At 52.5% G+C, this 25,842-nt stretch carries 24 protein-coding genes; 20 read left to right on the top strand and 4 right to left on the bottom strand.

Going from position 1 to position 25,842, the window contains the following annotated elements; all coding sequences use genetic code 11:
- Nucleotides 1-634: 634 nt before the first annotated feature.
- From mraZ to lpxC, 16 genes are all read left to right on the top strand, one after another.
- A complete protein-coding gene (gene mraZ, locus RAHAQ2_RS18465; protein ID WP_015698675.1) occupies nucleotides 635-1,093 on the top strand; it encodes a division/cell wall cluster transcriptional repressor MraZ in 459 nt (152 codons plus the stop codon).
- A 2-nt stretch (nucleotides 1,094-1,095) separates the two neighbouring features.
- Nucleotides 1,096-2,037, top strand: coding sequence for a 16S rRNA (cytosine(1402)-N(4))-methyltransferase RsmH (gene rsmH / locus RAHAQ2_RS18460; protein ID WP_015698674.1), 942 nt, complete (start codon nucleotides 1,096-1,098; stop codon nucleotides 2,035-2,037).
- Entirely contained in the window at nucleotides 2,034-2,354 is a 321-nt protein-coding gene (gene ftsL, locus RAHAQ2_RS18455; protein ID WP_013577016.1) for a cell division protein FtsL, read from the top strand. Before rsmH ends, ftsL begins: the two co-directional genes overlap by 4 nt.
- A 27-nt stretch (nucleotides 2,355-2,381) precedes the next feature.
- Nucleotides 2,382-4,145 (top strand): peptidoglycan glycosyltransferase FtsI, encoded by a 1,764-nt coding sequence (locus RAHAQ2_RS18450; protein ID WP_015698673.1) that lies wholly within the window; start codon nucleotides 2,382-2,384, stop codon nucleotides 4,143-4,145.
- Entirely contained in the window at nucleotides 4,132-5,619 is a 1,488-nt protein-coding gene (gene murE / locus RAHAQ2_RS18445) for a UDP-N-acetylmuramoyl-L-alanyl-D-glutamate--2,6-diaminopimelate ligase (RefSeq protein WP_015698672.1), read from the top strand. Before RAHAQ2_RS18450 ends, murE begins: the two co-directional genes overlap by 14 nt.
- Nucleotides 5,616-6,977, top strand: coding sequence for a UDP-N-acetylmuramoyl-tripeptide--D-alanyl-D-alanine ligase (gene murF / locus RAHAQ2_RS18440; RefSeq protein ID WP_015698671.1), 1,362 nt, complete (start codon nucleotides 5,616-5,618; stop codon nucleotides 6,975-6,977). The genes murE and murF overlap by 4 nt, the downstream gene beginning before the upstream one ends.
- Nucleotides 6,971-8,053: a phospho-N-acetylmuramoyl-pentapeptide-transferase gene (gene mraY, locus RAHAQ2_RS18435; RefSeq protein WP_015698670.1), complete on the top strand. Its 1,083-nt coding sequence runs from the start codon at nucleotides 6,971-6,973 to the stop codon at nucleotides 8,051-8,053. The genes murF and mraY overlap by 7 nt, the downstream gene beginning before the upstream one ends.
- A 2-nt stretch (nucleotides 8,054-8,055) precedes the next feature.
- Complete coding sequence (gene murD, locus RAHAQ2_RS18430) at nucleotides 8,056-9,372, top strand: UDP-N-acetylmuramoyl-L-alanine--D-glutamate ligase (RefSeq protein ID WP_015698669.1); 1,317 nt, start codon at nucleotides 8,056-8,058, stop codon at nucleotides 9,370-9,372.
- 5 nt (nucleotides 9,373-9,377) lie between these two features.
- Entirely contained in the window at nucleotides 9,378-10,580 is a 1,203-nt protein-coding gene (gene ftsW, locus RAHAQ2_RS18425) for a cell division protein FtsW (protein WP_013577010.1), read from the top strand.
- Nucleotides 10,577-11,644, top strand: a complete 1,068-nt coding sequence (gene murG / locus RAHAQ2_RS18420; RefSeq protein ID WP_015698667.1) for an undecaprenyldiphospho-muramoylpentapeptide beta-N-acetylglucosaminyltransferase — start codon at nucleotides 10,577-10,579, stop codon at nucleotides 11,642-11,644. The genes ftsW and murG overlap by 4 nt, the downstream gene beginning before the upstream one ends.
- A gap of 78 nt (nucleotides 11,645-11,722) precedes the next feature.
- The gene (murC, locus tag RAHAQ2_RS18415; RefSeq protein WP_037040360.1) at nucleotides 11,723-13,198 is read left to right on the top strand and encodes a UDP-N-acetylmuramate--L-alanine ligase; all 1,476 of its coding nucleotides are present in this window, start codon (nucleotides 11,723-11,725) and stop codon (nucleotides 13,196-13,198) included.
- Complete coding sequence (locus RAHAQ2_RS18410) at nucleotides 13,191-14,111, top strand: D-alanine--D-alanine ligase (RefSeq protein ID WP_015698665.1); 921 nt, start codon at nucleotides 13,191-13,193, stop codon at nucleotides 14,109-14,111. The genes murC and RAHAQ2_RS18410 overlap by 8 nt, the downstream gene beginning before the upstream one ends.
- Before the next feature lies 1 nt (nucleotide 14,112).
- Nucleotides 14,113-14,949 (top strand): cell division protein FtsQ, encoded by an 837-nt coding sequence (gene ftsQ / locus RAHAQ2_RS18405; protein ID WP_013577006.1) that lies wholly within the window; start codon nucleotides 14,113-14,115, stop codon nucleotides 14,947-14,949.
- On the top strand, nucleotides 14,946-16,202 hold the full coding sequence (gene ftsA / locus RAHAQ2_RS18400) for a cell division protein FtsA (protein WP_009634688.1): 1,257 nt from the start codon (nucleotides 14,946-14,948) through the stop codon (nucleotides 16,200-16,202). Before ftsQ ends, ftsA begins: the two co-directional genes overlap by 4 nt.
- A 71-nt stretch (nucleotides 16,203-16,273) precedes the next feature.
- Entirely contained in the window at nucleotides 16,274-17,428 is a 1,155-nt protein-coding gene (gene ftsZ, locus RAHAQ2_RS18395; RefSeq protein WP_013577005.1) for a cell division protein FtsZ, read from the top strand.
- Nucleotides 17,429-17,527: 99 nt separating this feature from the next.
- Nucleotides 17,528-18,445, top strand: coding sequence for a UDP-3-O-acyl-N-acetylglucosamine deacetylase (lpxC, locus tag RAHAQ2_RS18390; RefSeq protein ID WP_015690467.1), 918 nt, complete (start codon nucleotides 17,528-17,530; stop codon nucleotides 18,443-18,445).
- Between the two features lie 14 nt (nucleotides 18,446-18,459).
- Here lpxC and RAHAQ2_RS18385 read toward each other — a convergent pair whose 3' ends face one another.
- Nucleotides 18,460-18,984, bottom strand: a complete 525-nt coding sequence (locus RAHAQ2_RS18385; protein WP_015698664.1) for a DUF721 domain-containing protein — start codon at nucleotides 18,982-18,984, stop codon at nucleotides 18,460-18,462.
- Between the two features lie 26 nt (nucleotides 18,985-19,010).
- Between RAHAQ2_RS18385 and secM the strand changes: the two genes are divergently transcribed.
- The 3 genes from secM to mutT all read left to right on the top strand — a co-directional run bounded on the left by secM (nucleotide 19,011) and on the right by mutT (nucleotide 22,852).
- Nucleotides 19,011-19,538, top strand: a complete 528-nt coding sequence (secM, locus tag RAHAQ2_RS18380; RefSeq protein ID WP_015698663.1) for a secA translation cis-regulator SecM — start codon at nucleotides 19,011-19,013, stop codon at nucleotides 19,536-19,538.
- Nucleotides 19,539-19,618: 80 nt separating this feature from the next.
- Nucleotides 19,619-22,336 (top strand): preprotein translocase subunit SecA, encoded by a 2,718-nt coding sequence (secA, locus tag RAHAQ2_RS18375; protein WP_015698662.1) that lies wholly within the window; start codon nucleotides 19,619-19,621, stop codon nucleotides 22,334-22,336.
- Nucleotides 22,337-22,450: 114 nt separating this feature from the next.
- Entirely contained in the window at nucleotides 22,451-22,852 is a 402-nt protein-coding gene (gene mutT / locus RAHAQ2_RS18370; RefSeq protein WP_015698661.1) for an 8-oxo-dGTP diphosphatase MutT, read from the top strand.
- An 84-nt stretch (nucleotides 22,853-22,936) separates the two neighbouring features.
- Here the strand turns inward: mutT and yacG are convergent, their stop codons facing one another.
- The 3 genes from yacG to coaE are packed head-to-tail and all read right to left on the bottom strand — an operon-like array spanning nucleotide 22,937 to nucleotide 24,518.
- Nucleotides 22,937-23,134, bottom strand: coding sequence for a DNA gyrase inhibitor YacG (gene yacG, locus RAHAQ2_RS18365; protein ID WP_013576999.1), 198 nt, complete (start codon nucleotides 23,132-23,134; stop codon nucleotides 22,937-22,939).
- Nucleotides 23,135-23,143: 9 nt separating this feature from the next.
- Nucleotides 23,144-23,896 (bottom strand): cell division protein ZapD, encoded by a 753-nt coding sequence (zapD, locus tag RAHAQ2_RS18360; protein ID WP_015698660.1) that lies wholly within the window; start codon nucleotides 23,894-23,896, stop codon nucleotides 23,144-23,146.
- 25 nt (nucleotides 23,897-23,921) lie between these two features.
- Nucleotides 23,922-24,518 carry a dephospho-CoA kinase gene (gene coaE / locus RAHAQ2_RS18355; RefSeq protein WP_015698659.1) on the bottom strand — a complete coding sequence of 199 codons (597 nt, stop codon included), beginning with the start codon at nucleotides 24,516-24,518 and terminating at the stop codon, nucleotides 23,922-23,924.
- Between the two features lie 242 nt (nucleotides 24,519-24,760).
- Between coaE and RAHAQ2_RS18350 the strand changes: the two genes are divergently transcribed.
- Nucleotides 24,761-25,801, top strand: coding sequence for a GMP reductase (locus RAHAQ2_RS18350; protein WP_015698658.1), 1,041 nt, complete (start codon nucleotides 24,761-24,763; stop codon nucleotides 25,799-25,801).
- The last annotated feature ends 41 nt before the right edge of the window (nucleotides 25,802-25,842 follow it).

Here is a 25,842-nt window from a genome sequence, read left to right as displayed (position 1 = left end):
TTGGCTTATCCGCCCGGGGAATCAATTACAAAAATTCCCCTGACGATTGAAAGGGTAATTTAGGAGCATTCCCAGCCTGCTGAATTATTAACAAATGTTTTATCCTTTCTCCCGCAGATATAAATCCTCCCATCAATTTCTAAAATACGTTAATGCTCCCCATAAAAGTGCTGTAGAATTCCCCGCTTAATTTCCAGCAGCATGGGTTTACTGCATGACTGATGGTTTTTGAAACTCCCCAAAGGCTTATGCCATGCGGGTTGGCATGTAAAATGATGTTGATTTAGACGTGACAGCCAGAAAAAAATTGAAAATGATTTTTGTTAAGGCAAAACGGTCAGGAAATGAGAGTTAGGTAGCAGAAGAATATAAATAGTTAAATAATGTTCAGTTTGGTTTTTTTTTAAACGAAATTATTAACCCTCCGAAATTTCTTCAACTAATCATGACGTTATTTTCTATCCCCTCTCTAAAAAACCTCATCACCTTGCGCTAAGCATTTGTGTCGCTGCGTAAATATTGCCAAACCGTCTCTGCTCTGGCTTGACAAGGTTTTAAAACCATCCGTAAACTCTTTTCTGTGGGAATTTGTGGGGGAAAGTGGTGGAAAGGGTCACAGAGGGGTAGAGCGGTCATGTTTCGTGGCGCGACGATGGTTAACCTCGACAGCAAAGGGCGACTTGCCGTACCCACCCGTTATCGGGATTTGCTGAGCGAAGAATCGCAAGGTCAAATGGTGTGCACCATAGACCTCCATCACCCATGCCTCCTCCTTTACACCCTCCCTGAATGGGAAGTTATCGAACAAAAATTGTCCCGTCTGTCGAGCATGAACCCTATTGAGCGCCGTATTCAGCGCCTCTTACTGGGGCATGCCAGTGAATGTCAGATGGATAACGCCGGGCGTCTGCTGATTGCAACAACATTGCGTCAGCATGCCGGGCTCGCAAAAGAAGTGATGCTGGTTGGGCAGTTCAATAAGTTTGAACTGTGGGATGAACAGACCTGGTATCAACAAGTTAAGGAAGACATCGACGCTGAACAATCGTCTCAGGAACCCCTTTCTGACCGATTACAGGACTTGTCATTATAAGCATGGTTGAAAACTACAAACACACTTCCGTTTTGCTGGATGAAGCCGTTAACGGTCTCAACATTCGACAGGACGGCATTTACATAGACGGAACTTTTGGCCGTGGTGGCCATTCACGTCTGATCCTGTCCCAGCTTGGGCCGGACGGACGCTTGCTGGCGATTGACCGTGATCCACAGGCGATCAAAGCCGCAGAATCTATTGTTGATCCTCGTTTTTCTATCGTTCACGGACCTTTTTCTGATCTGGCTGACTATGTGCGGGATCGTGGTCTCGAAGGCAAGATCGACGGCGTCCTCCTGGATTTAGGTGTTTCATCTCCTCAGCTTGACGATCCTGAACGTGGATTCTCATTTATGCGTGACGGGCCTCTGGATATGCGTATGGATCCTACCCGCGGTTATTCAGCAGCTGAATGGTTGATGAAAGCTGAAGCCGAAGATATTGCCTGGGTGTTGAAAACGTTTGGTGAAGAGCGTTTTGCCAAACGTATTGCACGCGCGATCGTTGAGCGTAACCGCGAACTGCCGATGAGCCGGACCAAAGAGCTGGCGGATCTGATCGCTAATGCCTCGCCAATTCGCGAGAAGCACAAGCATCCGGCCACGCGCAGCTTCCAGGCGATCCGTATCTACATCAACAGTGAACTGGAAGAGATTGAACGTGCGCTGGATGGCGCGCTGGAAATTCTGGCACCTGAAGGTCGTTTATCTGTGATCAGCTTCCATTCGCTGGAAGACCGGATTGTGAAACGCTTCATCCGCCAGCATAGCCGTGGTGCGCAGGTGCCGGCCGGTATCCCGATGACGGAAGCGCAAATCGCGGAACTGGGCGGACGTTCACTGAAGTCAGTCGGGAAAATGATGCCCTCTGAGGCTGAAGTGGCCGAAAACCCGCGGGCACGCAGTTCTGTTCTGCGTTTTGCTGAGAGAACAACAGCGTGATAGGCAACGAACGCCACGGACTCGTGGGAGTGATCGCCAGCGATATCCTTCGCAACGGCAAAATCCCATTAATTTTGATGATCGCCGTTTTGGTCAGCGCAATTTTAGTGGTCACTACCGCTCACCGTACGCGTTTGCTGACGGCTCAGCGCGAACAATTAGTCCTGGAAAGAGATGCGCTGGACATTGAATGGCGCAACCTGATCCTTGAAGAGAATGCCCTCGGCGATCACAGCCGGGTAGAACGCATCGCAACGGAGAAATTGCAGATGCAACACGTTGATCCATCTCAAGAAATAATTGTGGTTCAGCCTTAAAATGCCCACGGAGAATACAGGCAGCGAATGAAAGCAACACGCACCGCGAAGTTAAAGCGTCCCGAAAATCAAGCCAGCTTTATCAGCTGGCGTTTTGCGTTGTTGTGCGCCTGTATCCTGCTGGCATTGGTTGGCCTGATGTTGCGTGTGGCGTATCTGCAGGTGATTAATCCGGATAAGCTGGTGAAAGAGGGTGATCTGCGCTCCCTTCGCGTACAAACCATTCCAACGTCCCGTGGCATGATTACCGATCGCTCTGGCCGCCCGCTGGCGGTCAGTGTACCGGTTAATGCCATCTGGGCTGATCCGAAAGAAATTAGCGATCGCGGCGGTATCAGCGCCGATACCAAATGGAAAGCGCTGGCCGATGCGCTGAACATGCCTCTTGCCCAACTTTCTTCCCGTATTACTGCCAATCCAAATGGGCGTTTCGTCTATCTGGCGCGCCAGGTCAATCCTGCGGTCGGTGAATATATCCGTAAACTCAAACTGCCGGGGATTTCCCTGCGTCAGGAATCCCGCCGCTATTACCCGGCCGGGCAGGTGACGTCGCATGTTATTGGCGTCACCAATATCGACGGTGAAGGCATTGAAGGCGTTGAGAAGAGTTTTGACCGCTGGCTGACCGGTAAACCGGGCGAACGTACCATTCGTAAAGACCGCTTCGGGCGCGTCATCGAAGATATTTCTACCGTAGATAGCCAGGCGGCACACAATCTGGCGCTGAGCATTGATGAACGTTTGCAGGCGCTGGTTTACCGCGAGCTTAACAACGCCGTGGCATTCAACAAAGCGGAGTCGGGCACTGCGGTGCTGGTCGACGTGCAAACCGGTGAAGTCCTGGCGATGGCCAACAGCCCGTCCTACAACCCGAACAACATGCCGGATACGCCAAAAGACGTGATGCGTAACCGTGCCATCACCGACATCTTCGAACCGGGTTCCACCGTGAAACCGATGGTGGTGATGACGGCGCTGAAAAATGGCGTGGTGCGCGAGAACAGCGTGCTGAATACCTTGCCGTACCGGATTAATGGTCATGAGATTAAAGATGTAGCCCGTTACGCGGAGCTTTCCGTTACGGGTATCTTGCAGAAGTCGAGTAACGTCGGTGTTTCACGACTGGCGTTATCGATGCCATCCGCTGAGCTGGTAGATACTTACTCGCGATTCGGATTGGGAAAACCGACCAATTTGGGGCTGGTCGGAGAAAGCAGTGGCTTATACCCTAAAAAACAACGGTGGTCTGACATAGAGAGGGCCACCTTCTCTTTCGGCTACGGGCTAATGGTGACACCTCTCCAGCTAGCGCGAGTCTACGCAACAATCGGCAGCATGGGCGTTTATCGCCCATTGTCGATCACACGAGTTGATCCGCCGGTTTCCGGCGAGCGCGTCTTCCCTGAACCGCTGGTGCGTACCGTCGTGCATATGATGGAAAGCGTGGCACTGCCTGGCGGCGGTGGCGTGAAAGCCGCCATCAAGGGTTACCGCATTGCGATTAAAACCGGTACCGCGAAAAAAGTCGGTCCGGACGGAAAATACGTTAACAAATACATTGCCTATACCGCAGGCGTTGCGCCAGCAAGCAATCCAAGATTTGCCCTTGTGGTGGTTATCAATGACCCACAGGCAGGGAAATATTACGGTGGGGCCGTTTCCGCACCGGTGTTTGGCGCCATCATGGGCGGCGTATTGCGCACCATGAACGTTGAACCGGATGCGCTGACTGCCGATGAAAACGCAGACATAGTGAACAATCAAAAAGAGGCTTCAGGTGGCAGATCGTAATTTGCGCGACATCTTAGCGCCCTGGGTGAGTGATGCCCCGGCGGTAGCGCTAAAAGACATGATTCTCGACAGCCGCGTTGCGGCTGCCGGCGATCTGTTTGTCGCGGTTTCAGGCCATACCAGTGACGGGCGTCGTTTTATTCCCCAGGCAATTGCCCAGGGCGTCGCTGCCGTTGTGGCCGAGGCAAAGGGTGAACAAAAGCATGGAACGGTCTGCCAGATGCATGGTGTACCGGTAGTTTATCTCGAGGATCTTAATATTCTGCTGTCAGAGCTGGCGGGACGCTTTTACCAGCAACCGGGCAAAGAATTACGTCTGGTTGGCGTAACAGGCACCAATGGCAAAACCACGACCACGCAATTGCTGGCGCAGTGGAGCCAGTTGCTGGGCGAAACCAGTGCCGTGATGGGCACTGTGGGCAATGGCTTGCTGGATAGCGTGGTACCGGCGGAAAACACCACCGGTTCTGCCGTACAGGTTCAGCACATTCTGGCTGATCTGGTGAAACAGGGGGCAACCTTTGCCGCAATGGAAGTTTCTTCCCACGGGCTGGTTCAGCATCGTGTTGCTGCACTGCCGTTTGCCGCTGCCGCATTTACCAACCTGAGCCGTGATCATCTTGATTACCACGGCGATATGCAAAATTATGAAGACGCCAAATGGCAGCTTTTCTCCTCGCATCATGTCGGTCAGAAAATCATTAATGCTGACGATGACGTCGGAGCGCGCTGGCTGACGAAAACGCCGGGCGCAATTGCGGTCAGCATGGAAGACAAAATCCCGGCAGGCTGGAATGGCCGCTGGCTGGTGGCGCGCAGCGTGAATTATCACGACAACGGCGCGACCGTAAATATCGATTCAAGCTGGGGTGAAGGCAATCTGGAGAGTCGCCTCATGGGCGCGTTCAACGTCAGCAACCTGCTGGTTGCGCTGGCAACGCTCCTTTCCCTCGATTATCCGCTGGCGCAATTACTGGCGACAGCCTCTCAGCTACAACCGGTTTGTGGCCGCATGGAAGTTTTCAATGCGCCGGGTAAACCTACCGCGGTGGTGGATTATGCCCATACCCCTGACGCACTGGAAAAAGCGCTGGCGGCAGCCCGTCTGCATTGTCGTGGCACGCTGTGGTGTGTATTTGGTTGCGGCGGCGATCGCGATAAAGGTAAACGTCCGCTGATGGGCGGTATTGCTGAGCAATACGCTGACCGCGTGATTGTTACCGATGATAATCCCCGCAGCGAAGAGCCTCGCGCAATTGTTGCCGATATTCTCTCCGGCCTGCTTGATGCCGGGCGCGCGCAGGAAATTCATGGCCGCGCAGAAGCAGTCACCAGCGCGATTATGCAGGCGAAAGAAGAGGATGTGGTGTTGATTGCCGGTAAAGGACATGAGGATTACCAGCTTGTCGGCAATCAGCGTCTCGATTATTCCGACCGCGTGACGGTCGCACGTTTGCTGGGGGTGATCGCATGATCCGCGTTTCCCTGCAAACACTGGCGGATGCGCTCAACGCTGAGCTTATCGGTACCGATACCCAAATCGACAGCGTGACGACGGACACCCGTCAGGTCACCGAAGGCTGTCTGTTTGTTGCGCTGAAAGGCGAAAAATTTGATGCCCACGATTTTGCCGCTGATGCCGTCAAAGCCGGTTCAGGGGCTTTACTGGTAAGTAAGCGCTTACCGGTGGACGTTCCGCAGTTAGTGGTTGCTGATACGCGTATTGCGCTCGGAAAACTGGGGGGCTGGGTGCGTCAGCAGGTACCTGCGCGCGTTGTCGGCCTGACCGGTTCTTCCGGCAAGACTTCTGTAAAAGAGATGACTGCGGCAATTTTGCGTGAGTGCGGCAATGTGCTGTATACCGCAGGTAACTTCAATAACGACATCGGCGTTCCGCTGACATTGCTGCGTCTGACGGCAGAGCATGATTTTGCTGTCATTGAAATGGGCGCGAATCATCCGGGGGAAATCGCCTATACCACTGCGCTGGCGCGGCCTGAAACGGCCCTGGTGAATAACCTGTCAGCCGCACATCTGGAAGGTTTCGGTTCCCTTGCGGGTGTGGCCCGTGCGAAAGGCGAGATTTTCGAAGGCCTGCCGGAAAATGGCATTGCCGTGATTAATGCGGACAACAATGACTGGGCAAACTGGCAGCACAAGCTGACCGGCAAAACGGTCTGGCGCTTCTCTCCGCTGCAGGCTGCTGATGTCGATTTCAGTGCTTCAGATGTCAGAATCAGCCCGCTGAATACCGCATTCACCCTGCATTCTCCTCAGGGCAGCATTGATGTTTCGCTGCCGGTTCCGGGCCGACACAATATCGCTAATGCACTCGCTGCGGCTGCGCTGGCGTTGTCTGTCGGCGCTTCACTGGACAACGTGCGCGCCGGTCTGGCAACACTGCAATCTGTAAAAGGACGCTTGTTCCCGATCGTCATCAGCGAGGGCAAAACCTTGCTCGATGACAGCTACAACGCGAATGTGGGTTCAATGACTGCTGCCGCACAGGTGCTGGCGGAGATGCCGGGATACCGCGTGATGGCGGTGGGCGATATGGCTGAACTGGGTGCTGAAAGCGAAAGTTGCCACCGTCAGGTTGGCGAGGCTATCCGTAATGCAGGCATCGATAAGGTCTTCAGCATTGGTCATGACAGCCGCATCATCAGTGATGTCAGCGGGTGTGGTGAACATCTGAAAGATAAGGCAGCCCTGACGGCCCGTTTAACGAGCTTACTGTCTGAACATGCGGTAATTACCGTTTTGATTAAAGGTTCACGTAGTGCCGCAATGGAGCAGGTAGTACGCGCGTTACAGGAGAATGCAACATGTTAGTTTGGCTGGCCGAACACTTGGTCAAATATTATTCCGGCTTCAACGTCTTTTCCTATCTGACGTTTCGCGCCATTGTCAGCCTGCTGACCGCTTTGTTCCTGTCGTTGTGGATCGGGCCTCGCATGATTGCCCGTCTGCAGAAAATGTCGTTTGGTCAGATTGTCCGTAACGACGGCCCGGAATCACATTTCAGTAAACGTGGTACACCCACGATGGGCGGCCTGATGATCCTGGCGTCTATCACGATTTCCGTATTGATGTGGGCTTATCCGTCCAACCCTTACGTGTGGTGTGTCCTGTTCGTCTTGCTGGGTTACGGCGTGGTGGGCTTTATCGATGACTACCGCAAAGTCGTGCGCAAAGACACCAAGGGCCTGATTGCCCGCTGGAAATATTTCTGGCAGTCCGTGATTGCGCTGGCTGCGGCCTTCACCATGTATGCCATTGGTAAAGATACCCCTGCGACTGAACTGGTGGTGCCGTTCTTTAAAGACATCATGCCGCAGTTGGGTTTGTTGTATATCCTGCTGAGCTATTTTGTGATTGTTGGTACCAGTAACGCAGTAAACCTGACGGACGGTCTGGATGGTCTGGCGATTATGCCCACGGTTTTCGTCGCAGCGGGTTTTGCGCTGGTGGCATGGGCGACCGGCAACATGAATTTCGCCAGCTACCTGCATATTCCCTATCTGCGCCATGCGGGTGAACTGGTGATTGTGTGTACCGCCATTGTTGGCGCCGGGCTTGGGTTCTTGTGGTTCAACACTTATCCGGCACAGGTTTTCATGGGCGATGTAGGTTCTCTGGCTCTGGGTGGCGCACTGGGAACTATCGCCGTGCTGCTGCGTCAGGAGTTTTTACTGGTGATTATGGGCGGTGTGTTTGTTGTCGAAACACTGTCGGTCATCCTGCAGGTTGGGTCCTTTAAGTTGCGTGGGCAGCGTATTTTCCGTATGGCGCCTATTCATCATCACTACGAACTTAAAGGCTGGCCGGAACCGCGCGTCATTGTGCGCTTCTGGATTATTTCGCTGATGCTGGTGCTGATTGGCCTGGCGACGCTGAAGGTACGGTGAATATGGCTGACTATCAGGGTAAAAAAGTGGTCATCATCGGGCTGGGTCTTACCGGCCTGTCTTGTGTTGATTTCTTTGTTGCACGTGGTGTAACGCCGCGTGTCATTGATACCCGCGTCAGCCCGCCAGGACTCGATAAACTGGCGGATAACATTGAGTGTCATCTCGGTTCACTCAATGAAGACTGGCTGCTGGACGCTGATTTGATCATTTCAAGTCCGGGTGTTGCGCTGGCAACGCCGGCACTGAGCGCAGCTGCAGAGGCAGGTGTGGAAATCATTGGCGATATCGAATTGTTCTGCCGTGAAACGCAAACTCCGATTGTGGCTATTACCGGTTCGAACGGCAAAAGCACCGTCACCATGCTGGTCGGTGAGATGGCGAAAGCGGCCGGATGGCGCGCGGGCGTGGGCGGCAATATCGGTTTGCCTGTGCTGACCATGCTGGATCACGAATATGATTTGTTTGTGCTTGAGCTTTCCAGCTTCCAGCTTGAAACCACGCACAGTCTGCATGCGGCGGCGGCGACCATTCTCAACGTAACTGAAGACCATATGGATCGCTATCCGTTTGGTTTGCAGCAATACCGTGCAGCCAAGCTGAAAGTGTATGAGAACGCAGCATTGTGCGTTGTCAATGCCGACGATGCGCTGACCATGCCGGTACGTGGCGCGGATAAACGCTGCGTGAGTTTTGGTGTTGATGTGGGCGATTACCATCTGACCCGTCAGCAGGATGATATCTGGTTACGTGTGCGTGGCGAGAAGGTGCTGAATACCCGCGAGATGCCGCTGACAGGACGCCATAACTACACCAATGCGCTGGCGGCGCTGGCCCTGGCGGATGCCGTCGGTATTCCCCATGCGTCCAGCCTGAAAGCACTGACGACCTTTACCGGTTTGGCTCATCGTTTTCAGGTGGCATGGCAGCACAATGGCGTGTGCTGGATTAATGATTCGAAGGCGACCAATGTGGGCAGCACTGAAGCGGCATTGAACGGGTTGCATATTGACGGCACGCTGCACCTGCTGTTGGGCGGGGACGGAAAGTCTGCCGATTTTTCGCCACTGACGCGTTATTTGCAGGGCGACAATCTGCGTATTTATTGCTTTGGCCGTGATGGAGCGGCGCTTGCGGATTTACGTCCTGACGTTTCTTCCTTGTTTGAAACGATGGAGCAGGCGATGCGTGATATCAGCACGCGGGTGGTTTCCGGCGACATGGTTTTACTGTCGCCAGCCTGCGCGAGTCTGGATCAGTTCCGCAGTTTTGAACAACGCGGCGATGTCTTCACCGCGCTGGCGAAGGAGTTGGGTTGATGAGGATTCGGATCCCCGGCCTGAGCCTCGTCGGCAAATTTAATGACTGGGTGATGGGTGCCAAAGAAAGCGAGTCCGTCACACTGGTGTTGTATGACCGGACTTTGCTGTGGCTGACCTTCGGGCTGGCTATCGTCGGCTTCGTGATGGTGACATCGGCGTCGATGCCGATTGGCCAGCGTCTGGCAGACGATCCGTTTTTGTTTGCTAAACGTGATGCGATTTATCTCGGTCTGGCTTTTGGTTTATCGCTGGTGACATTACGTGTCCCGATGGCGGTCTGGCAGAAGTACAGCAACGTCCTGCTGCTGCTCTCGGTCATCATGCTGCTGGTGGTACTGGTGGTGGGCAGCTCGGTTAACGGGGCATCACGCTGGATTTCTCTCGGGCCGCTGCGTATTCAGCCAGCCGAGTTCTCCAAGTTGTCACTATTCTGCTACCTCGCCAGCTATCTGGTGCGCAAAGTGGATGAAGTGCGCAGTAACTTTTGGGGCTTCTGCAAACCGATGGGTGTGATGGTCGTGCTGGCCGTCTTGCTGTTGGCTCAGCCGGACCTTGGTACGGTGGTTGTACTGTTCATCACCACGCTGGCGATGTTATTCCTGGCGGGGGCAAAGATGTGGCAGTTCCTGGCCATTATCGGTTCGGGCGTATTCGCTGTGGTACTGCTGGTTCTTGCCGAGCCATACCGTATGCGCCGCGTGACATCGTTCTGGAATCCATGGGCAGATCCGTTTGGTAGCGGCTACCAGTTAACCCAGTCACTGATGGCATTTGGTCGAGGTGAATTTTGGGGACAAGGTTTAGGTAATTCCGTCCAGAAACTGGAGTATTTACCTGAAGCACACACCGACTTTATCTTCTCCATTTTAGGCGAGGAATTGGGGTATTTCGGTGTGGTTCTCGCCCTGTTAATGGTATTCTTCGTCGCTTTTCGTGCCATGTCTATCGGGCGTCGGGCGTTAGAAACCGACCAGCGTTTTTCCGGGTTTTTAGCCTGTTCAATTGGCGTGTGGTTTAGCTTCCAGGCGTTGGTTAACGTCGGGGCTGCGGCGGGCATGTTGCCCACTAAAGGCCTGACACTGCCGCTCATCAGTTACGGTGGTTCGAGCCTGTTAATTATGTCGACGGCAATCGTGTTATTGCTGCGAGTGGATTTTGAAACGCGGCTGGCAAAAGCCCAGGCGTTTGTAAGGAGTGCCCGATGAGTGGCAATACCCGGCGTTTAATGGTGATGGCAGGTGGTACCGGGGGGCATGTTTTCCCTGGACTGGCAGTGGCCCATCATCTTATCGCGCAAGGTTGGGAAGTTCGCTGGCTGGGTACAGCAGACCGAATGGAAGCGGATTTGGTTCCAAAACATGGGATCGAGATTGATTTCATTAAAATCGCCGGATTGCGTGGGAAAGGTCTGAAAGCGCAACTAACGGCACCGGTTCGCATATATCATGCGTGGCGTCAGGCGAAGGCCATCATGAAACGCTTCCAGCCTGATGTGGTATTAGGCATGGGCGGATATGTGTCTGGCCCCGGTGGGCTGGCAGCCTGGTCACTGGGCATTCCGGTGGTATTACACGAGCAAAATGGCATTGCCGGCATGACCAATAAAGGTTTGTCGCACATTGCTAAAAAAGTATTGCAGGCGTTTCCGGGGGCATTTCCACATGCTGACGTTGTGGGCAATCCGGTACGTACCGACGTACTGGCGCTGGAATTACCACAAACCCGGCTGGCCGGACGTGAAGGCCCGATCCGTGTATTAGTGATCGGTGGCAGTCAGGGCGCGCGGGTCCTTAATCAGACCATGCCGGAAGTGGCGGCGCTGATGGGTGACAAAATTACGTTGTGGCATCAGGTCGGTAAAGGTGCGCTTGAGTCAGTGAATCAGGCTTATGAAAAAGCCGGTCAGACGCTGCATAACGTGACCGAATTCATTGATGACATGGCAGAGGCGTATGCCTGGGCTGATGTGGTGCTTTGTCGCTCCGGTGCATTAACGGTCAGCGAGATTGCCGCCGCCGGTTTACCGGCCATTTTTGTGCCTTTCCAGCACAAAGACCGCCAGCAGTACTGGAATGCGCTACCGCTGGAGAAAGCCGGGGCAGCGAAGATTATCGAGCAGAAAGATTTTAGTGCCGCCGCCGTCGCTGATGTGATGGCCGGATGGGACAGAACCCATCTGCTGGAAATGGCGATGGCCGCACGTGCCGCTGCCATCCCTGATGCGACAGAGCGTGTTGCCGCAGAAGTGGTTGCCGCCAGCAAAAAATGAAATTGAACGGGCCATGCAGTCTGTGGTCCCAGCCGTAAGAAACGGATTAATCAGTAACCTGAAATAGTGAATAAAAACGTGAATACACAACAATTGGCGAAACTGCGTACCTTCGTGCCCGAGATGCATCGTGTCCGGCACATTCACTTTGTTGGCATCGGTGGTGCCGGCATGGGTGGTATCGCCGAAGTGTTGGCCAATGAAGGCTATCAGATCAGCGGTTCTGATTTAGCACCTAACGCGGTGACTCAGCAACTGACTGCACTGGGCGCGACGATTTATTTCAATCATCGCCCTGAGAACGTGCTGGATGCGAGTGTAGTGGTAGTTTCCACCGCGATTTCATCCGATAACCCGGAAATTGTCGCGGCGCGTGAAGCCCGTATTCCGGTGATCCGCCGCGCAGAAATGCTCGCTGAACTGATGCGTTTTCGTCACGGCATCGCTGTGGCAGGTACGCACGGTAAAACCACCACCACGGCGATGGTGACCAGTATTTATGCCGAGGCCGGGCTGGATCCGACCTTTGTAAACGGTGGCTTAGTGAAAGCCGCAGGCACGCATGCGCGTCTGGGTTCAAGCCGTTTTCTGATTGCTGAAGCAGACGAAAGCGATGCGTCTTTCCTGCATCTGCAACCGATGGTGGCCATTGTGACCAACATCGAAGCAGATCATATGGATACGTATCAGGGTGACTTTGAAATCCTGAAACAAACGTTCATCAATTTTCTGCATAACCTGCCGTTCTACGGGCGTGCAGTAATGTGTATTGATGATCCGGTGATCCGTGAGCTGATCCCACGCGTAGGCCGTCATATGACGACGTACGGTTTCAGTGAAGACGCCGATGTGGTTATCGAAAATTACCGTCAGGTGGGCGCGCAAGGGCACTTCACGCTGCGCCGTCAGGATTTGCCGCTGATAAGCGTTACGCTGAATGCGCCGGGTCGTCACAATGCGCTGAACGCCGCAGCCGCAGTAGCCGTAGCGACTGATGAGAATATCAGCGATGACGCTATTTTGCGCGCGCTGGCAGGTTTCCAGGGTACCGGACGACGTTTTGATTTCCTGGGCGAATACGCGCTGGAAAATGTGAACGGTAAAACGGGTAGTGCGATGCTGGTTGATGACTACGGTCACCATCCGACAGAAGTGGATGCCACGATCAAAGCCGCGCGTGCGGGCTGGGCAAACAAGCGCCTGGTGATGATCTTTCAGCCGCACCGTTACACCCGTACCCGCGATTTGTACGACGATTTCGCCAACGTGCTTTCGCAGGTTGATGTGCTGATCATGCTGGATGTGTATCCGGCCGGTGAAGCGCCGATCCCGGGCGCGGACAGCCGCTCGTTGTGCCGCACTATTCGCGCACGCGGCAAGCTTGATCCGATTTTGGTTTCTGATATTGAGGCGGTGCCGGAAAGTCTGGCGCAAATCCTCGAAGGTGACGATTTAGTTCTGGTTCAGGGCGCCGGTAATGTCGGCAGAGTAGCCCGTAAATTGGCAGATCAAAAGCTGCAGCCAGTTAAGAAAGGTGAAGAACATCATGTCTGAGAAAGTAGCGGTATTGTTGGGTGGTACTTCCGCAGAACGCGATGTGTCATTACAGTCAGGCGCCGCGGTGCTGGCTGGTTTACGCGAATCCGGTGTTGATGCCCACGGCATCGATACCAAAACGTTCAATGTGGCGCTTCTCAGGGAAGAAGGGTACAGCAAAGTCTTTATCGCACTTCACGGTCGTGGTGGCGAAGACGGGACATTGCAGGGTTTGCTGGAGCAAATCGGTTTACCCTATACCGGCAGCGGTGTGATGGCTTCTGCGCTGACGATGGATAAATTCCGCACCAAACTGGTGTGGCAGGCTTTAGGGCTTCCGGTTGCGCCGTTTGTCACATTGCATCGTTCACAAATTGAGGAGGCAGGGCAGGGCACTCTGGCGGTAAAAATCGCCGAATTAGGCCTGCCGGTGATCGTCAAGCCAAGCCGTGAAGGTTCCAGCGTCGGGATGAGTAAAGTGACGACCGAAAAAGAGTTGTTGCCCGCCCTGCAGGAAGGCTTCCGTCATGACGATAACGTACTGATCGAAAAATGGCTGAGCGGCCCGGAATATACCGTGGCTATTGTTGGTAATCAGGTGATGCCATCGATTCGCATCCAGCCAGCCGGTACGTTTTATGACTATCAGGCAAAATATCTGTCTGATGAAACACAATATTTTTGCCCGAGCGGTTTAAGCGAAGCGCAGGAGCAGCAGTTGACTGCGCTGGCCTTGCAGGCTTATCAGGCGCTCGATTGCAGCGGCTGGGGACGTGTCGACGTCATGCAGGATGGTGACGGCAACTTCAATTTACTGGAAGTGAACACATCGCCGGGAATGACCAGTCACAGTCTGGTGCCCATGGCGGCTAAACACGCCGGGCTGAGCTTCCCGCAACTCGTTTTCCGTATTCTGGAACTGGCAGACTGATATGTCTCAAGCCGCCCTGAATACCCGAGAGCGTGAGACGGCCGAGAGCAACGGCCGTCGCAGTAACGGTGGCCAGCTGGCAGGGATCGTGTTTCTCCTGTTGGTGGTAGGAACGATTTTATGGAGTGCGTGGGCCGTTGTCGGCTGGATGCAGGATGCAAACCGATTGCCGTTGTCCCAGTTAGTTGTCACCGGGGAACGGCATTACACGACCAACGATGATATTCGTCAGGCGATTCTGTCCTTAGGGGCTCCGGGAACGTTCATGACGCAGGATGTAAACGTCATTCAGCAGCAGATTGAGCGTTTACCCTGGATAAAACAGGTCAGCGTACGTAAGCAATGGCCGAATGAACTGAAGATACATCTCGTGGAGTATGTGCCGGTCGCACACTGGAATGATCTGCATATGGTTGATGCCGATGGCAAATCTTTCAGCATACCCGCCGAGCGTGTGGTCAAACAAAAAATGCCGTTGCTTTACGGTCCGGAAGGCAGCGAACAGGATGTTTTGCAGGGCTTTCAAACGATGAGTCAGGCGCTGGCCGCCGGCAAGTTCACGTTGAAAGCAGTGGCAATGAGTGCACGTCACTCGTGGCAGTTAACTCTGGATAATGACGTCCGGCTGGAATTGGGGAGAGATGACCGGATGGGACGTTTACAACGTTTTATCGAGCTTTACCCGCGATTCCAGCAACAGGCTGAAGCCGATAAGAAACGCATCACTTATGTCGATTTACGTTATGACAGCGGTGCGTCGGTAGGTTGGGCACCAGAGTTTATTGACCAGCAAAACAGTAATCAGCAACAGAATCAGGCACAGGCTAAACAACAATGATCAAGTCGACGGACAGAAAACTGGTAGTTGGGCTGGAGATCGGTACGGCAAAGGTCGCCGCATTGGTGGGGGAAGTTCTGCCCGATGGCATGGTCAATATTATTGGCGTGGGCAGTTGCCCATCCCGTGGCATGGACAAGGGTGGCGTGAATGACCTGGAATCGGTGGTGAAGTGCGTGCAGCGCGCCATCGATCAGGCTGAACTGATGGCAGATTGTCAGATTTCCTCTGTTTACCTTGCTTTGTCTGGTAAACATATCAGTTGTCAGAATGAAATAGGGATGGTTCCTATTTCAGAAGAGGAAGTCACACAGGAAGATGTAGAGAATGTGGTACATACCGCTAAATCGGTGCGTGTGCGTGATGAGCATCGGGTTCTGCATGTGATCCCTCAGGAATATGCCATTGATTATCAGGAAGGGATTAAAAATCCGGTCGGACTTTCCGGTGTGCGTATGCAGGCTAAAGTTCACCTGATTACCTGCCATAACGATATGGCGAAGAACATTGTGAAAGCGGTTGAACGCTGTGGCTTGAAAGTTGACCAGCTGATTTTTGCCGGTCTGGCAGCCAGTTATGCCGTTCTGACCGAAGATGAGCGTGAATTAGGGGTTTGTGTCGTGGATATTGGTGGTGGAACCATGGATATCGCGGTTTATACCGGCGGCGCACTACGTCATACTAAGGTCATTCCTTATGCCGGGAATGTGGTTACCAGCGACATCGCTTATGCGTTTGGAACGCCACCTACCGATGCTGAAGCGATCAAAGTTCGCCACGGTTGTGCATTAGGATCGATTGTCGGCAAAGACGAGAACGTCGAAGTGCCGAGCGTCGGTGGACGTCCACCACGCAGTCTGCAGCGTCAGACACTGGCTGAAGTTATCGAGCCCCGTTACACAGAATTGCTGAATTTAGTGAACGACGAAATTTTGCAATTGCAGGAGCAGTTACGTCAGCAAGGCGTAAAACATCATCTGGCCGCCGGTATTGTTCTGACAGGCGGTGCAGCACAAATTGATGGTCTGGCAGCTTGTGCGCAGCGGGTATTCCATACCCAGGTGCGTATCGGGCAACCCCTGAACATCACCGGGCTGACAGATTATGCGCAGGAACCTTACTACTCAACGGCTGTAGGGCTGCTGCACTACGGGAAGGAGTCTCACCTGAGCGGTGAGGCCGAAGTGGAAAAACGCGCCTCAGTGGGCAACTGGTTCAAACGAATCAACAGCTGGCTGAGAAAAGAGTTTTAATGTTTTAACAACGGGATCATGCTGTTCAGGTTTTTGATCCCGACGCGACAGGCACAAAACGGAGAGAAACTATGTTTGAACCTATGGAACTGACCAATGACGCGGTGATTAAAGTCATCGGCGTCGGTGGTGGCGGCGGTAATGCTGTCGAACACATGGTGCGTGAGCGCATCGAAGGTGTTGAATTCTTTGCCGTTAACACAGACGCTCAGGCGTTGCGTAAAACGGCAGTAGGCCAGACGATTCAGATCGGTAGCGGTATTACCAAAGGTCTGGGTGCTGGTGCGAACCCGGAAGTGGGTCGCAATTCTGCAGAAGAAGACCGTGAAGCCCTGCGCGCTGCGCTTGAAGGTGCTGACATGGTCTTTATCGCAGCGGGTATGGGCGGCGGTACTGGTACCGGTGCCGCACCCGTGGTTGCTGAAGTAGCTAAAGATTTGGGTATCCTGACTGTTGCTGTTGTGACTAAGCCTTTCAACTTCGAAGGCAAAAAGCGCATGGCATTCGCGGAACAGGGTATTGCTGAGTTGTCCAAACATGTGGACTCCCTGATCACTATCCCTAACGACAAGCTGTTAAAAGTGCTGGGTCGTGGTATCTCTCTGCTGGACGCCTTCGGTGCGGCTAACGACGTGCTGAAAGGTGCGGTGCAGGGTATCGCTGAGCTGATCACCCGTCCGGGTCTGATGAACGTCGACTTTGCTGACGTGCGCACTGTCATGTCCGAAATGGGTTATGCCATGATGGGCTCCGGTGTGGCGTGTGGTGAAGACCGTGCTGAAGAAGCCGCTGAAATGGCGATTTCCAGCCCGCTGCTGGAAGACATCGATTTGTCCGGTGCGCGCGGCGTTCTGGTCAACATCACTGCGGGCTTCGACCTGCGTCTGGATGAATTCGAGACTGTGGGTAACACCATCCGTGCTTTCGCATCAGATAACGCCACTGTAGTTATCGGTACGTCTCTTGACCCGGAAATGAACGACGAGTTGCGTGTGACTGTGGTTGCAACCGGTATCGGCATGGACAAACGTCCTGAGATCACTTTGGTGACCAATAAGCCAGCCAGCCAGCCAGTCATGGATCACCGTTACCAGCAGCACGGAATGTCTCCGTTGCCGCAGGAAACGAAACCCGCGGCGAAAGTGGTCAATGATCAAAGTGCGCAATCCAATAAAGAGCCCGACTATCTGGACATTCCGGCCTTCCTGCGTAAGCAGGCAGACTAGTCCGAATTGTAGGATCTCCGCTCTTTGTGCTAAACTGTCCCGCCGACCTTAAGGTATGCTTAGGTCGGTTGGATGGATAAACATTGCGAGATAAAAACGATGATCAAACAACGTACATTAAAACGTATCGTTCAGGCGACGGGCGTCGGTTTGCATACCGGCAAGAAAGTCACCCTGACTCTGCGTCCTGCACCGGCGAATACCGGGGTCATCTATCGTCGCACTGACTTGAATCCACCGGTTGATTTCCCGGCAGATGCAAAATCCGTGCGTGATACCATGCTCTGTACTTGCCTGGTTAATGAGCATGACGTACGTATTTCTACGGTAGAACACCTTAATGCGGCATTAGCTGGCCTGGGCATTGATAACATTGTTATCGAAGTCGATGCGCCTGAAGTGCCGATTATGGACGGTAGTGCTGCACCTTTCGTCTATCTGTTGATGGATGCAGGGATTGAAGAGCTGAACAGCGCGAAGAAATTCTTGCGCATCAAAGATACCGTGCGTGTTGAAGACGGTGATAAGTGGGCTGAGTTCAAACCGTTTAATGGTTTCTCTCTGGACTTCACTATCGACTTCAATCACCCGGCGATTGATTCCAGCTCACAGCGCTACAAGATGAATTTCTCTGCAGAAGCATTTGTTCGCCAAATCAGCCGCGCACGTACTTTTGGTTTCATGCGTGATATCGAGTACCTGCAGTCACGCGGTTTGTGCCTGGGTGGCAGCTTTGATTGCGCAATTGTTGTGGATGATTACCGCGTGCTTAACGAAGATGGCTTGCGTTTTGAAGATGAATTCGTTCGTCACAAAATGCTGGATGCTATCGGTGACCTGTTCATGTGTGGGCATAACATCATTGGTGCGTTTACCGCCTACAAGTCTGGTCACGCATTGAACAATAAGTTATTGCAAGCGGTACTGGCTAAGCAGGAAGCCTGGGAATTAGTCACATTCCAGGATGAAGCTGAAATGCCACTGGCTTTTAAAGCACCGTCTACAGTATTGGCGTAATCGGTACTTTGGTATTATTTATTACGACTGGTTGGCCTGGCACTCTCTCCGGCCAATCCAGCCAGTCGTTCTAAAGCCTTTCTGAGTTTTTCCGGGCTCCGGCTCGCAAGTCCCCTTAATTCTTCTGCGCTCTGCGCACTCAAGTGTCTGACTGGCATAGATTCTGACGCGATCGCTTTATTTTTAATCGCAATCTGCGAAGCATTTTCCATTTTCGCCATGAGCGAAGGATTAATCCTGATGTCGATTGATGACAATGATGGTAGAATTTGCGCTCGAAGTGCAGAGAGTAATGCAGGTTGTTCATAGCGTAAGCGCATCATCCAGCTGGCATTAGCTATTTCAAGTACTAAAACTCCCTGTCGATAATTACCGACGCGACACCATGGTTGCATGGGTGCCGGTAACAGACCTTTCACTGCGCGGTTGAGTTTCAATAACGCTGCCGCACGCTGTTGAACAATACGCAGCGGGCTTTGCTCAGTCGAAGAGGCATCATCGAACAGGATATCTAATAATTGTGGGCGACTATCGCGCATGATGGGCTCCGGCGGATTGTAAACTTGTGATTGGTATTCTAAATCGTTGGCGACAATTTGGCAGAAGGTATTTTTGGCCGCATCTCCTGTTGGGGATGGTCGCGGCAAGCCTTGGCGTGTCCACGAATCTGTCGCAAACGGAACTGCCAGCGGTTCCCAATACGTCCTCAAGTCTAAACCGTCTTAACATCGCCAGTACAGGGCTGAGTAATCTTGCATTACTCCAGGCGAACCGCCGCCCGTCTTTCGGTGTTGATTACTGGCAACAGCATGCATTACGCACGGTCATCCGTCACCTTTCTTTTGCTTTGGCCCCGCAGGTAGTTTACACCGTAGCGCAGCCGGAAGCAGAAATGCAGAAAGCCGAGCCGCTGCATGTTCAGCAACTTGCGTTGCTGGTTACCCTTAATGCTTTGCTGACCCATGAGCCTAAACCTCCGGTTATCATCCGTCAGACGCAACAGCCATTTCTCCCTCTTGCTTCATCGCATCAAACCGGCCTGTGGTTAGCACAGGTGCAAGGCATTCGTGCCGGCCCGTCCTCTCTGATTTAACAGACTGTAATCCTAAACTCTATTTATAAATCAACAAATTATTGGCTGCATTTGGTGGCCTCCAAGAGATATTAAGCACTATGTTAATCAAATTATTGACCAAAGTTTTTGGTAGCCGTAACGACCGCACATTGCGCCGCATGCGTAAAGTGGTTGATCTGATCAACCGCATGGAACCTGAAATCCAAAAACTGACCGATGAGCAACTGCAGGCGAAAACGAACGAATTCCGTGAGCGCCTGGCAAAAGGTGAAGTGCTGGAAAATCTGATCCCGGAAGCCTTCGCGGTTGTCCGTGAATCCAGTAAACGTGTATTCGGCATGCGTCACTTCGATGTGCAACTGCTGGGTGGGATGGTACTGAACGAACGTTGCATCGCAGAAATGCGTACCGGTGAAGGTAAAACGCTGACCGCAACCCTGCCAGCTTACCTGAATGCATTGAGCGGCAAGGGCGTTCACGTTGTTACCGTCAACGATTATCTGGCACAGCGTGACGCCGAAAATAACCGTCCGCTGTTTGAGTTCCTTGGCCTGAGCATCGGCATCAACTTGCCCGGTATGCCTTCTCCGGCTAAACGTGCTGCTTACGCCGCTGATATCACTTACGGTACAAACAACGAATACGGTTTTGACTACCTGCGCGACAACATGGCGTTCAGCCCTGAAGAACGTGTGCAACGTAAACTTCACTACGCGCTGGTGGATGAGGTTGACTCCATCCTGATCGATGAAGCACGTACTCCGCTGATCATCTCCGGCCCGGCCGAAGACAGCTCAGAAATGTACACCCGCGTAGATAAACTGATCCCTAAACTGATCCGCCAGGAAAAAGAAGACTCCGATTCCTTCCAGGGTGAAGGCCACTTCTCTGTTGATGAGAAAGCGCGTCAGGTTCACCTGACCGAACGTGGTCTGGTCCTGATCGAAGAACTGCTGGTTGAAGCCGGTATTATGGAAGAAGGCGAATCCCTGTATTCCCCGACTAATATCATGCTGATGCATCACGTGACCGCAGCGCTGCGCGCACACGTCCTGTTCACCCGTGATGTCGATTACATCGTGAAAGACGGCGAAGTCATTATCGTCGACGAACATACCGGTCGTACCATGCAAGGTCGTCGCTGGTCAGACGGTCTGCATCAGGCGGTTGAAGCCAAAGAAGGCGTGGATATTCAGAACGAAAACCAGACACTGGCTTCTATTACTTTCCAGAACTATTTCCGTCTGTACGAAAAACTGGCCGGCATGACCGGTACTGCAGACACCGAAGCGTTCGAATTCAGCTCTATCTATAAGCTGGATACCATTGTCGTGCCTACTAACCGCCCTATGGTGCGTAAAGATATGGCCGACCTGGTGTACATGACTGAAATGGAAAAGATTGGCGCGATTATCGAGGATATTCGTCAGTGTACTGCCAAAGGCCAGCCGGTTCTGGTCGGTACTATTTCCATTGAAAAATCAGAAGTTGTCTCTAACGAACTGACCAAAGCGGGCATTGCGCACAGCGTTCTGAACGCCAAATTCCACGCCAAAGAAGCGGATATTGTCGCGCAGGCTGGCCAGCCAGGCGCAGTGACCATCGCCACCAATATGGCCGGTCGTGGTACCGATATCGTGCTGGGCGGCAGCTGGCAGGTTGAAGTTGAAAACCTGGGTGAAGAAGTCACCGACGAGAAAATCGCTGAAATTAAAGCCGCATGGCAGATTCGTCACGACGCGGTTCTGGCTTCAGGTGGTTTACACATCATTGGTACTGAGCGTCACGAATCACGTCGTATCGATAACCAGCTGCGCGGTCGTGCGGGTCGTCAGGGTGATGCCGGTTCATCCCGCTTCTACCTGTCTATGGAAGATGCCCTGATGCGTATCTTCGCGTCTGACCGTGTATCAAGCATGATGCGTAAACTGGGTATGAAACCGGGCGAAGCCATTGAGCACCCATGGGTGACCAAAGCGATTGCCAATGCGCAGCGTAAAGTAGAAAGCCGTAACTTCGATATCCGTAAGCAACTGCTGGAATACGATGACGTGGCAAGCGATCAGCGTCGTGCCATCTACAGCCAGCGTAACGAATTGCTGGACGTGTCTGACGTGAGTGAAACCATCGCCAGCATCCGTGAAGATGTGTTCAAAGCGACCATCGACAGCTACATTCCGCCACAATCTCTGGAGGAAATGTGGGATGTTCAGGGGCTGGAAGAGCGTCTGAAGAAAGACTTCGAGCTGGAAATGCCGATTGCAGAGTGGCTGGACAAAGAGCCGGAATTGCATGAAGAAACCCTGCGCGAGCGTATCATGGAACTCGCAAAAGAATCTTACGCCCGTAAAGAAGAAGTGGTTGGCGCTGAAATGATGCGTAACTTTGAGAAAGGCGTGATGCTGCAAACGCTGGATTCCTTGTGGAAAGAGCATCTGGCGGCAATGGATTACCTGCGTCAGGGTATCCATTTACGGGGCTACGCGCAGAAAGATCCTAAGCAGGAATACAAACGCGAATCTTTCGCGATGTTTGCTGCCATGCTGGAATCTCTGAAATATGAAGTGGTCAGCGTGTTAAGCAAAGTTCAGGTGCGTATGCCTGAAGAAGTGGAAGCGATGGAAATTCAGCGTCGTGAAGAAGCTGAACGTCTGGCTCGTCAGCAACAACTGAGTCATCAGGATCAGCAGGAAATCGAAGTCGCTGAAGCGGCGCGTCTTGCTTCCTCTGGTGATCGCAAAGTAGGCCGTAATGATCTCTGTCCGTGCGGCTCCGGTAAAAAATACAAACAATGCCATGGCCGCCTGCAAAAGTAAGATCTTCGGCTAAGTCATCGTGTTAATCTTGAAGGCGGCATAATTGCCGCCTTTATTTTTGTCTTAAAAGTCCCCATAAGGACAGTCATTGCACTCAGCGGATAGGTGGAAACTGTGACGCTTAAACAACTTAATATCGCAGCGGGCATTATCCGGAATGCCAGCAAAGAAATCTTTATCACTCAGCGCGATGCATCATCGCATATGGCAGGGTTCTGGGAGTTTCCTGGCGGTAAGATTGAAGCGGGCGAAACACCAGAACAGGCTGTTATTCGTGAGTTACAGGAAGAGGTCGGCATCAATGCTAAATCTCCTGTACTGCTAAAAACATTGGAGCACCGGTTCCCGGATCGCATCATTACACTCTATTTTTTCCTGGTGGAAGACTGGCAGGGCGAGCCGTATGGCAAAGAAGGGCAGCCGAAGCGCTGGATTGCGCAGGCGGATTTGCAAGAGGAGGAATTCCCTCCTGCCAACGAAGTGATTGTTACAGCCCTCAAAAATAATCAGTACTGATTACGTATAGAATATCTGACATGCAGAATTTGATGGCATAGAGAAAGGGGGCCGAAGCCCCTTTTACTATCCCCGTTGTCCGGATTAAATCTCTTCTTCGCTCCAGTCATCCAGATCGTTCACATCACCTTTACTCGGGATGCGTTTCTCTTCATCGGCCCATTCGCCGAGATCAATGAGCTGGCAACGCTTGGAACAAAAAGGGCGGTAAGGGCTTTGTTCACCCCAAACCACGATTTTCTGACAGGTCGGGCAGTTTACTTCAATGATTTCAGGGTCCATTTGCAACTCCTAGCAGCAGGAAAGTTCAAAATTCAGTCGCGCGGGAACCACGCCATGTTCGCTGTCGAGGGGTAAAAAGCGAATGGCATAACGGGTTTTATGCCCGGATACTTGCGGGTAAAGCTGGTTTTCCATCGAGAGCCGTAATCGTAACAGATCTGCACCTTCAGCGTTGTCCTGGAAAAATCCATTCAGACTGATTTGATTGCGAAACGCGCCAGACTGGCGGATCAGATCCAGTACCATCATGAGCGAATTATTCAGCGGAGCCAGTGTTTCGAGCCAGTTTCGCACTTCACGATCACGTTGTGATTGTGCCAGATGCAGCCAGATATGCAGCGTCGGCAAATCAAAACTGCAACACCCGCCGGGGATGCTCAGACGCTGGCGAACCAGCGCGATCAGGCGATCTTCCTTCAGGGCTTGCCCTATACGTGGTGCTTTCATTAACACGGATGCACATTGCTTCAGCTCGGCGCGCAGCCCCTCGATCCTTGATAAATCAACGCCCGGCACATCTTTCCACTGAGACAATTTTTGCTGCTGGCGTTCAAGCTCTTTCAGTAAATCGGTACGAACCTCACCGCGCTCCAGCACATCCAGTAAATCTGAAACGGTGCGAAAAAATAGCAAGGCAGAAGCAATATCAGTGAGTTGAGCGTTGGAATGCATCTGTTGCAACAAAAATTCGATGCGAAGCCAGGTGCGCATTTTCTCATTCAGTGGATGTTCAAAGAGAACGGTTGCAGCTACATCAGTCATGCTTGGCAATATCCTGTCTGTTTACTCACACCGCAAGTTGCAAATAGCGGTGATGTAATTGGGCAACACGCGGTTCAATTAATTTCGGATCACCGCTGTTATCAATAATGTCATCCGCGCAGGCCAGACGTTTTTCACGACTGATCTGCGCAGCAATAATACTTTCAGCCTGCTGGCGGCTGATGCCATCGCGCGACATCGTCCGGGAAAGCTGAACATGTGGCTCTACATCCACCACCAGAACGCGATTCGCTTGCTTCTGTAATCCATTTTCAATCAGCAGCGGTACGACCCAGAGCACGTACGGCGTTTGCGCCTGTGCAAACAAGCATTGTGTCCTGGCATGAATAATGGGGTGTAGTAATTTATTAACCCATTCTTTTTCAGCAGGATTACTAAAAATTCGCTCCCGAAGTGCCGGGCGTTTCAATGAGCCATCAGCGGAAATAATGCTTTTACCAAATCGCTGGCTTAACGCTTCCAGCGCTGGCTCACCCGGAGCAACGACCTGACGGGCAATGACATCTGCATCGACAATGCTTACGCCATGACGGGCGAAGCTTTGGGAAACGGTACTTTTGCCACTACCGATACCTCCGGTCAATGCAACGATATAGCTCATACTGGTGCTCTGATAAAATTAGTTAGGTAAATGATAAAGACATTGTGAGTAAGTGCAAGCCGTGGTGTTCCGGGTTTTGCTGCGTAAAATTATTAACCTGCACAATCAAAAGTCTGTGATGAAGGTTGTAAAAGCCATCTTGCCGTTGTCATTTTCCTGTGTATGATAAAACCACTGGAAAGGGTGTGTAAAAATTTGCTGTGCACCCTAGCGACCCGTCGCCAAACCAGGACTAACCCGCCATGCGCATTGAAGAAGATTTGAAGTTAGGTTTTAAAGACGTACTCATCCGCCCTAAGCGTTCTACCCTCAAAAGTCGTTCCGAAGTTGAACTGGAGCGCACATTCACATTCAAACACTCAGGTTTCAACTGGTCCGGTACTCCGATTATCGCCGCGAACATGGATACCGTTGGCACATTCCGTATGGCGATCGTACTGGCCTCTTTTGGTCTGCTTACGGCCGTGCATAAACATTACACCGTAGAACAGTGGCAGGCTTTCGTCACTTCCTCTGATGAATCCGTGCTGCGTAATGTCATGGTGTCTACCGGAACGTCAGAAGCTGATTTTGTTAAAACTCTGCAAATCCTTGCTTTGTCGCCCCTGCTGAAGTTTGTTTGCCTGGATGTCGCTAACGGTTATTCCGAGCACTTTGTGAGTTTTCTGCAACGCGTACGTGAAGCCTGCCCGGATAAAGTCATTTGCGCTGGCAACGTAGTGACCGGTGAAATGGTGGAAGAGCTTATTCTGTCTGGTGCGGACATTGTGAAAGTCGGCATCGGTCCGGGATCGGTGTGTACGACTCGCGTAAAAACCGGTGTGGGATATCCGCAGCTTTCTGCTGTTATCGAATGTGCCGACGCTGCGCACGGTCTGGGCGGACAGATTGTCAGCGACGGCGGTTGTGCTGTTCCAGGCGACGTGGCAAAAGCGTTCGGCGGCGGTGCTGATTTCGTCATGCTTGGCGGTATGCTGGCGGCGCATGAAGAATGTGAAGGCACGGTTGTTGAAGAGAATGGCGAAAAATTCATGCTCTTTTATGGCATGAGTTCAGAATCTGCCATGAAACGCCACGTTGGCGGTGTCGCTGAATACCGCGCGGCAGAAGGTAAAACAGTGAAATTACCTCTGCGTGGCCCGGTTGAAAACACCGTACGTGACATTCTCGGTGGACTACGTTCTGCCTGTACTTACGTCGGTGCAGAGCGCCTGAAAGAACTGACCAAGCGCACCACCTTTATCCGCGTCGCGGAACAGGAAAACCGTCTGTTTGGCAAGTAAGTAAGCATACTGCCGCCATCGCGGCGAAACATGTTTCGCCG

Origin of the sequence: Rahnella aquatilis CIP 78.65 = ATCC 33071 (genome assembly GCF_000241955.1) — a bacterium.
Lineage (GTDB): Bacteria > Pseudomonadota > Gammaproteobacteria > Enterobacterales > Enterobacteriaceae > Rahnella > Rahnella aquatilis.
The sequence above is the reverse complement of the archived record's forward strand: the minus strand, read 5'-3'. Positions and strand labels throughout refer to the sequence as shown.

Coding starts and splice junctions, on each gene's coding strand:
- coaE (WP_015698659.1), bottom strand. CDS start 24,518: ATGAGCTATATCGTTGCATTGACCGGAGGTATCGGTAGTGGCAAAAGT.
- mraY (WP_015698670.1), top strand. CDS start 6,971: ATGTTAGTTTGGCTGGCCGAACACTTGGTCAAATATTATTCCGGCTTC.
- zapD (WP_015698660.1), bottom strand. CDS start 23,896: ATGACTGATGTAGCTGCAACCGTTCTCTTTGAACATCCACTGAATGAG.
- rsmH (WP_015698674.1), top strand. CDS start 1,096: ATGGTTGAAAACTACAAACACACTTCCGTTTTGCTGGATGAAGCCGTT.
- RAHAQ2_RS18350 (WP_015698658.1), top strand. CDS start 24,761: ATGCGCATTGAAGAAGATTTGAAGTTAGGTTTTAAAGACGTACTCATC.
- murD (WP_015698669.1), top strand. CDS start 8,056: ATGGCTGACTATCAGGGTAAAAAAGTGGTCATCATCGGGCTGGGTCTT.
- lpxC (WP_015690467.1), top strand. CDS start 17,528: ATGATCAAACAACGTACATTAAAACGTATCGTTCAGGCGACGGGCGTC.
- RAHAQ2_RS18450 (WP_015698673.1), top strand. CDS start 2,382: ATGAAAGCAACACGCACCGCGAAGTTAAAGCGTCCCGAAAATCAAGCC.
- ftsA (WP_009634688.1), top strand. CDS start 14,946: ATGATCAAGTCGACGGACAGAAAACTGGTAGTTGGGCTGGAGATCGGT.
- RAHAQ2_RS18385 (WP_015698664.1), bottom strand. CDS start 18,984: ATGCGCGATAGTCGCCCACAATTATTAGATATCCTGTTCGATGATGCC.
- yacG (WP_013576999.1), bottom strand. CDS start 23,134: ATGGACCCTGAAATCATTGAAGTAAACTGCCCGACCTGTCAGAAAATC.
- murG (WP_015698667.1), top strand. CDS start 10,577: ATGAGTGGCAATACCCGGCGTTTAATGGTGATGGCAGGTGGTACCGGG.
- mraZ (WP_015698675.1), top strand. CDS start 635: ATGTTTCGTGGCGCGACGATGGTTAACCTCGACAGCAAAGGGCGACTT.
- ftsQ (WP_013577006.1), top strand. CDS start 14,113: ATGTCTCAAGCCGCCCTGAATACCCGAGAGCGTGAGACGGCCGAGAGC.
- ftsZ (WP_013577005.1), top strand. CDS start 16,274: ATGTTTGAACCTATGGAACTGACCAATGACGCGGTGATTAAAGTCATC.
- secA (WP_015698662.1), top strand. CDS start 19,619: ATGTTAATCAAATTATTGACCAAAGTTTTTGGTAGCCGTAACGACCGC.
- murF (WP_015698671.1), top strand. CDS start 5,616: ATGATCCGCGTTTCCCTGCAAACACTGGCGGATGCGCTCAACGCTGAG.
- RAHAQ2_RS18410 (WP_015698665.1), top strand. CDS start 13,191: ATGTCTGAGAAAGTAGCGGTATTGTTGGGTGGTACTTCCGCAGAACGC.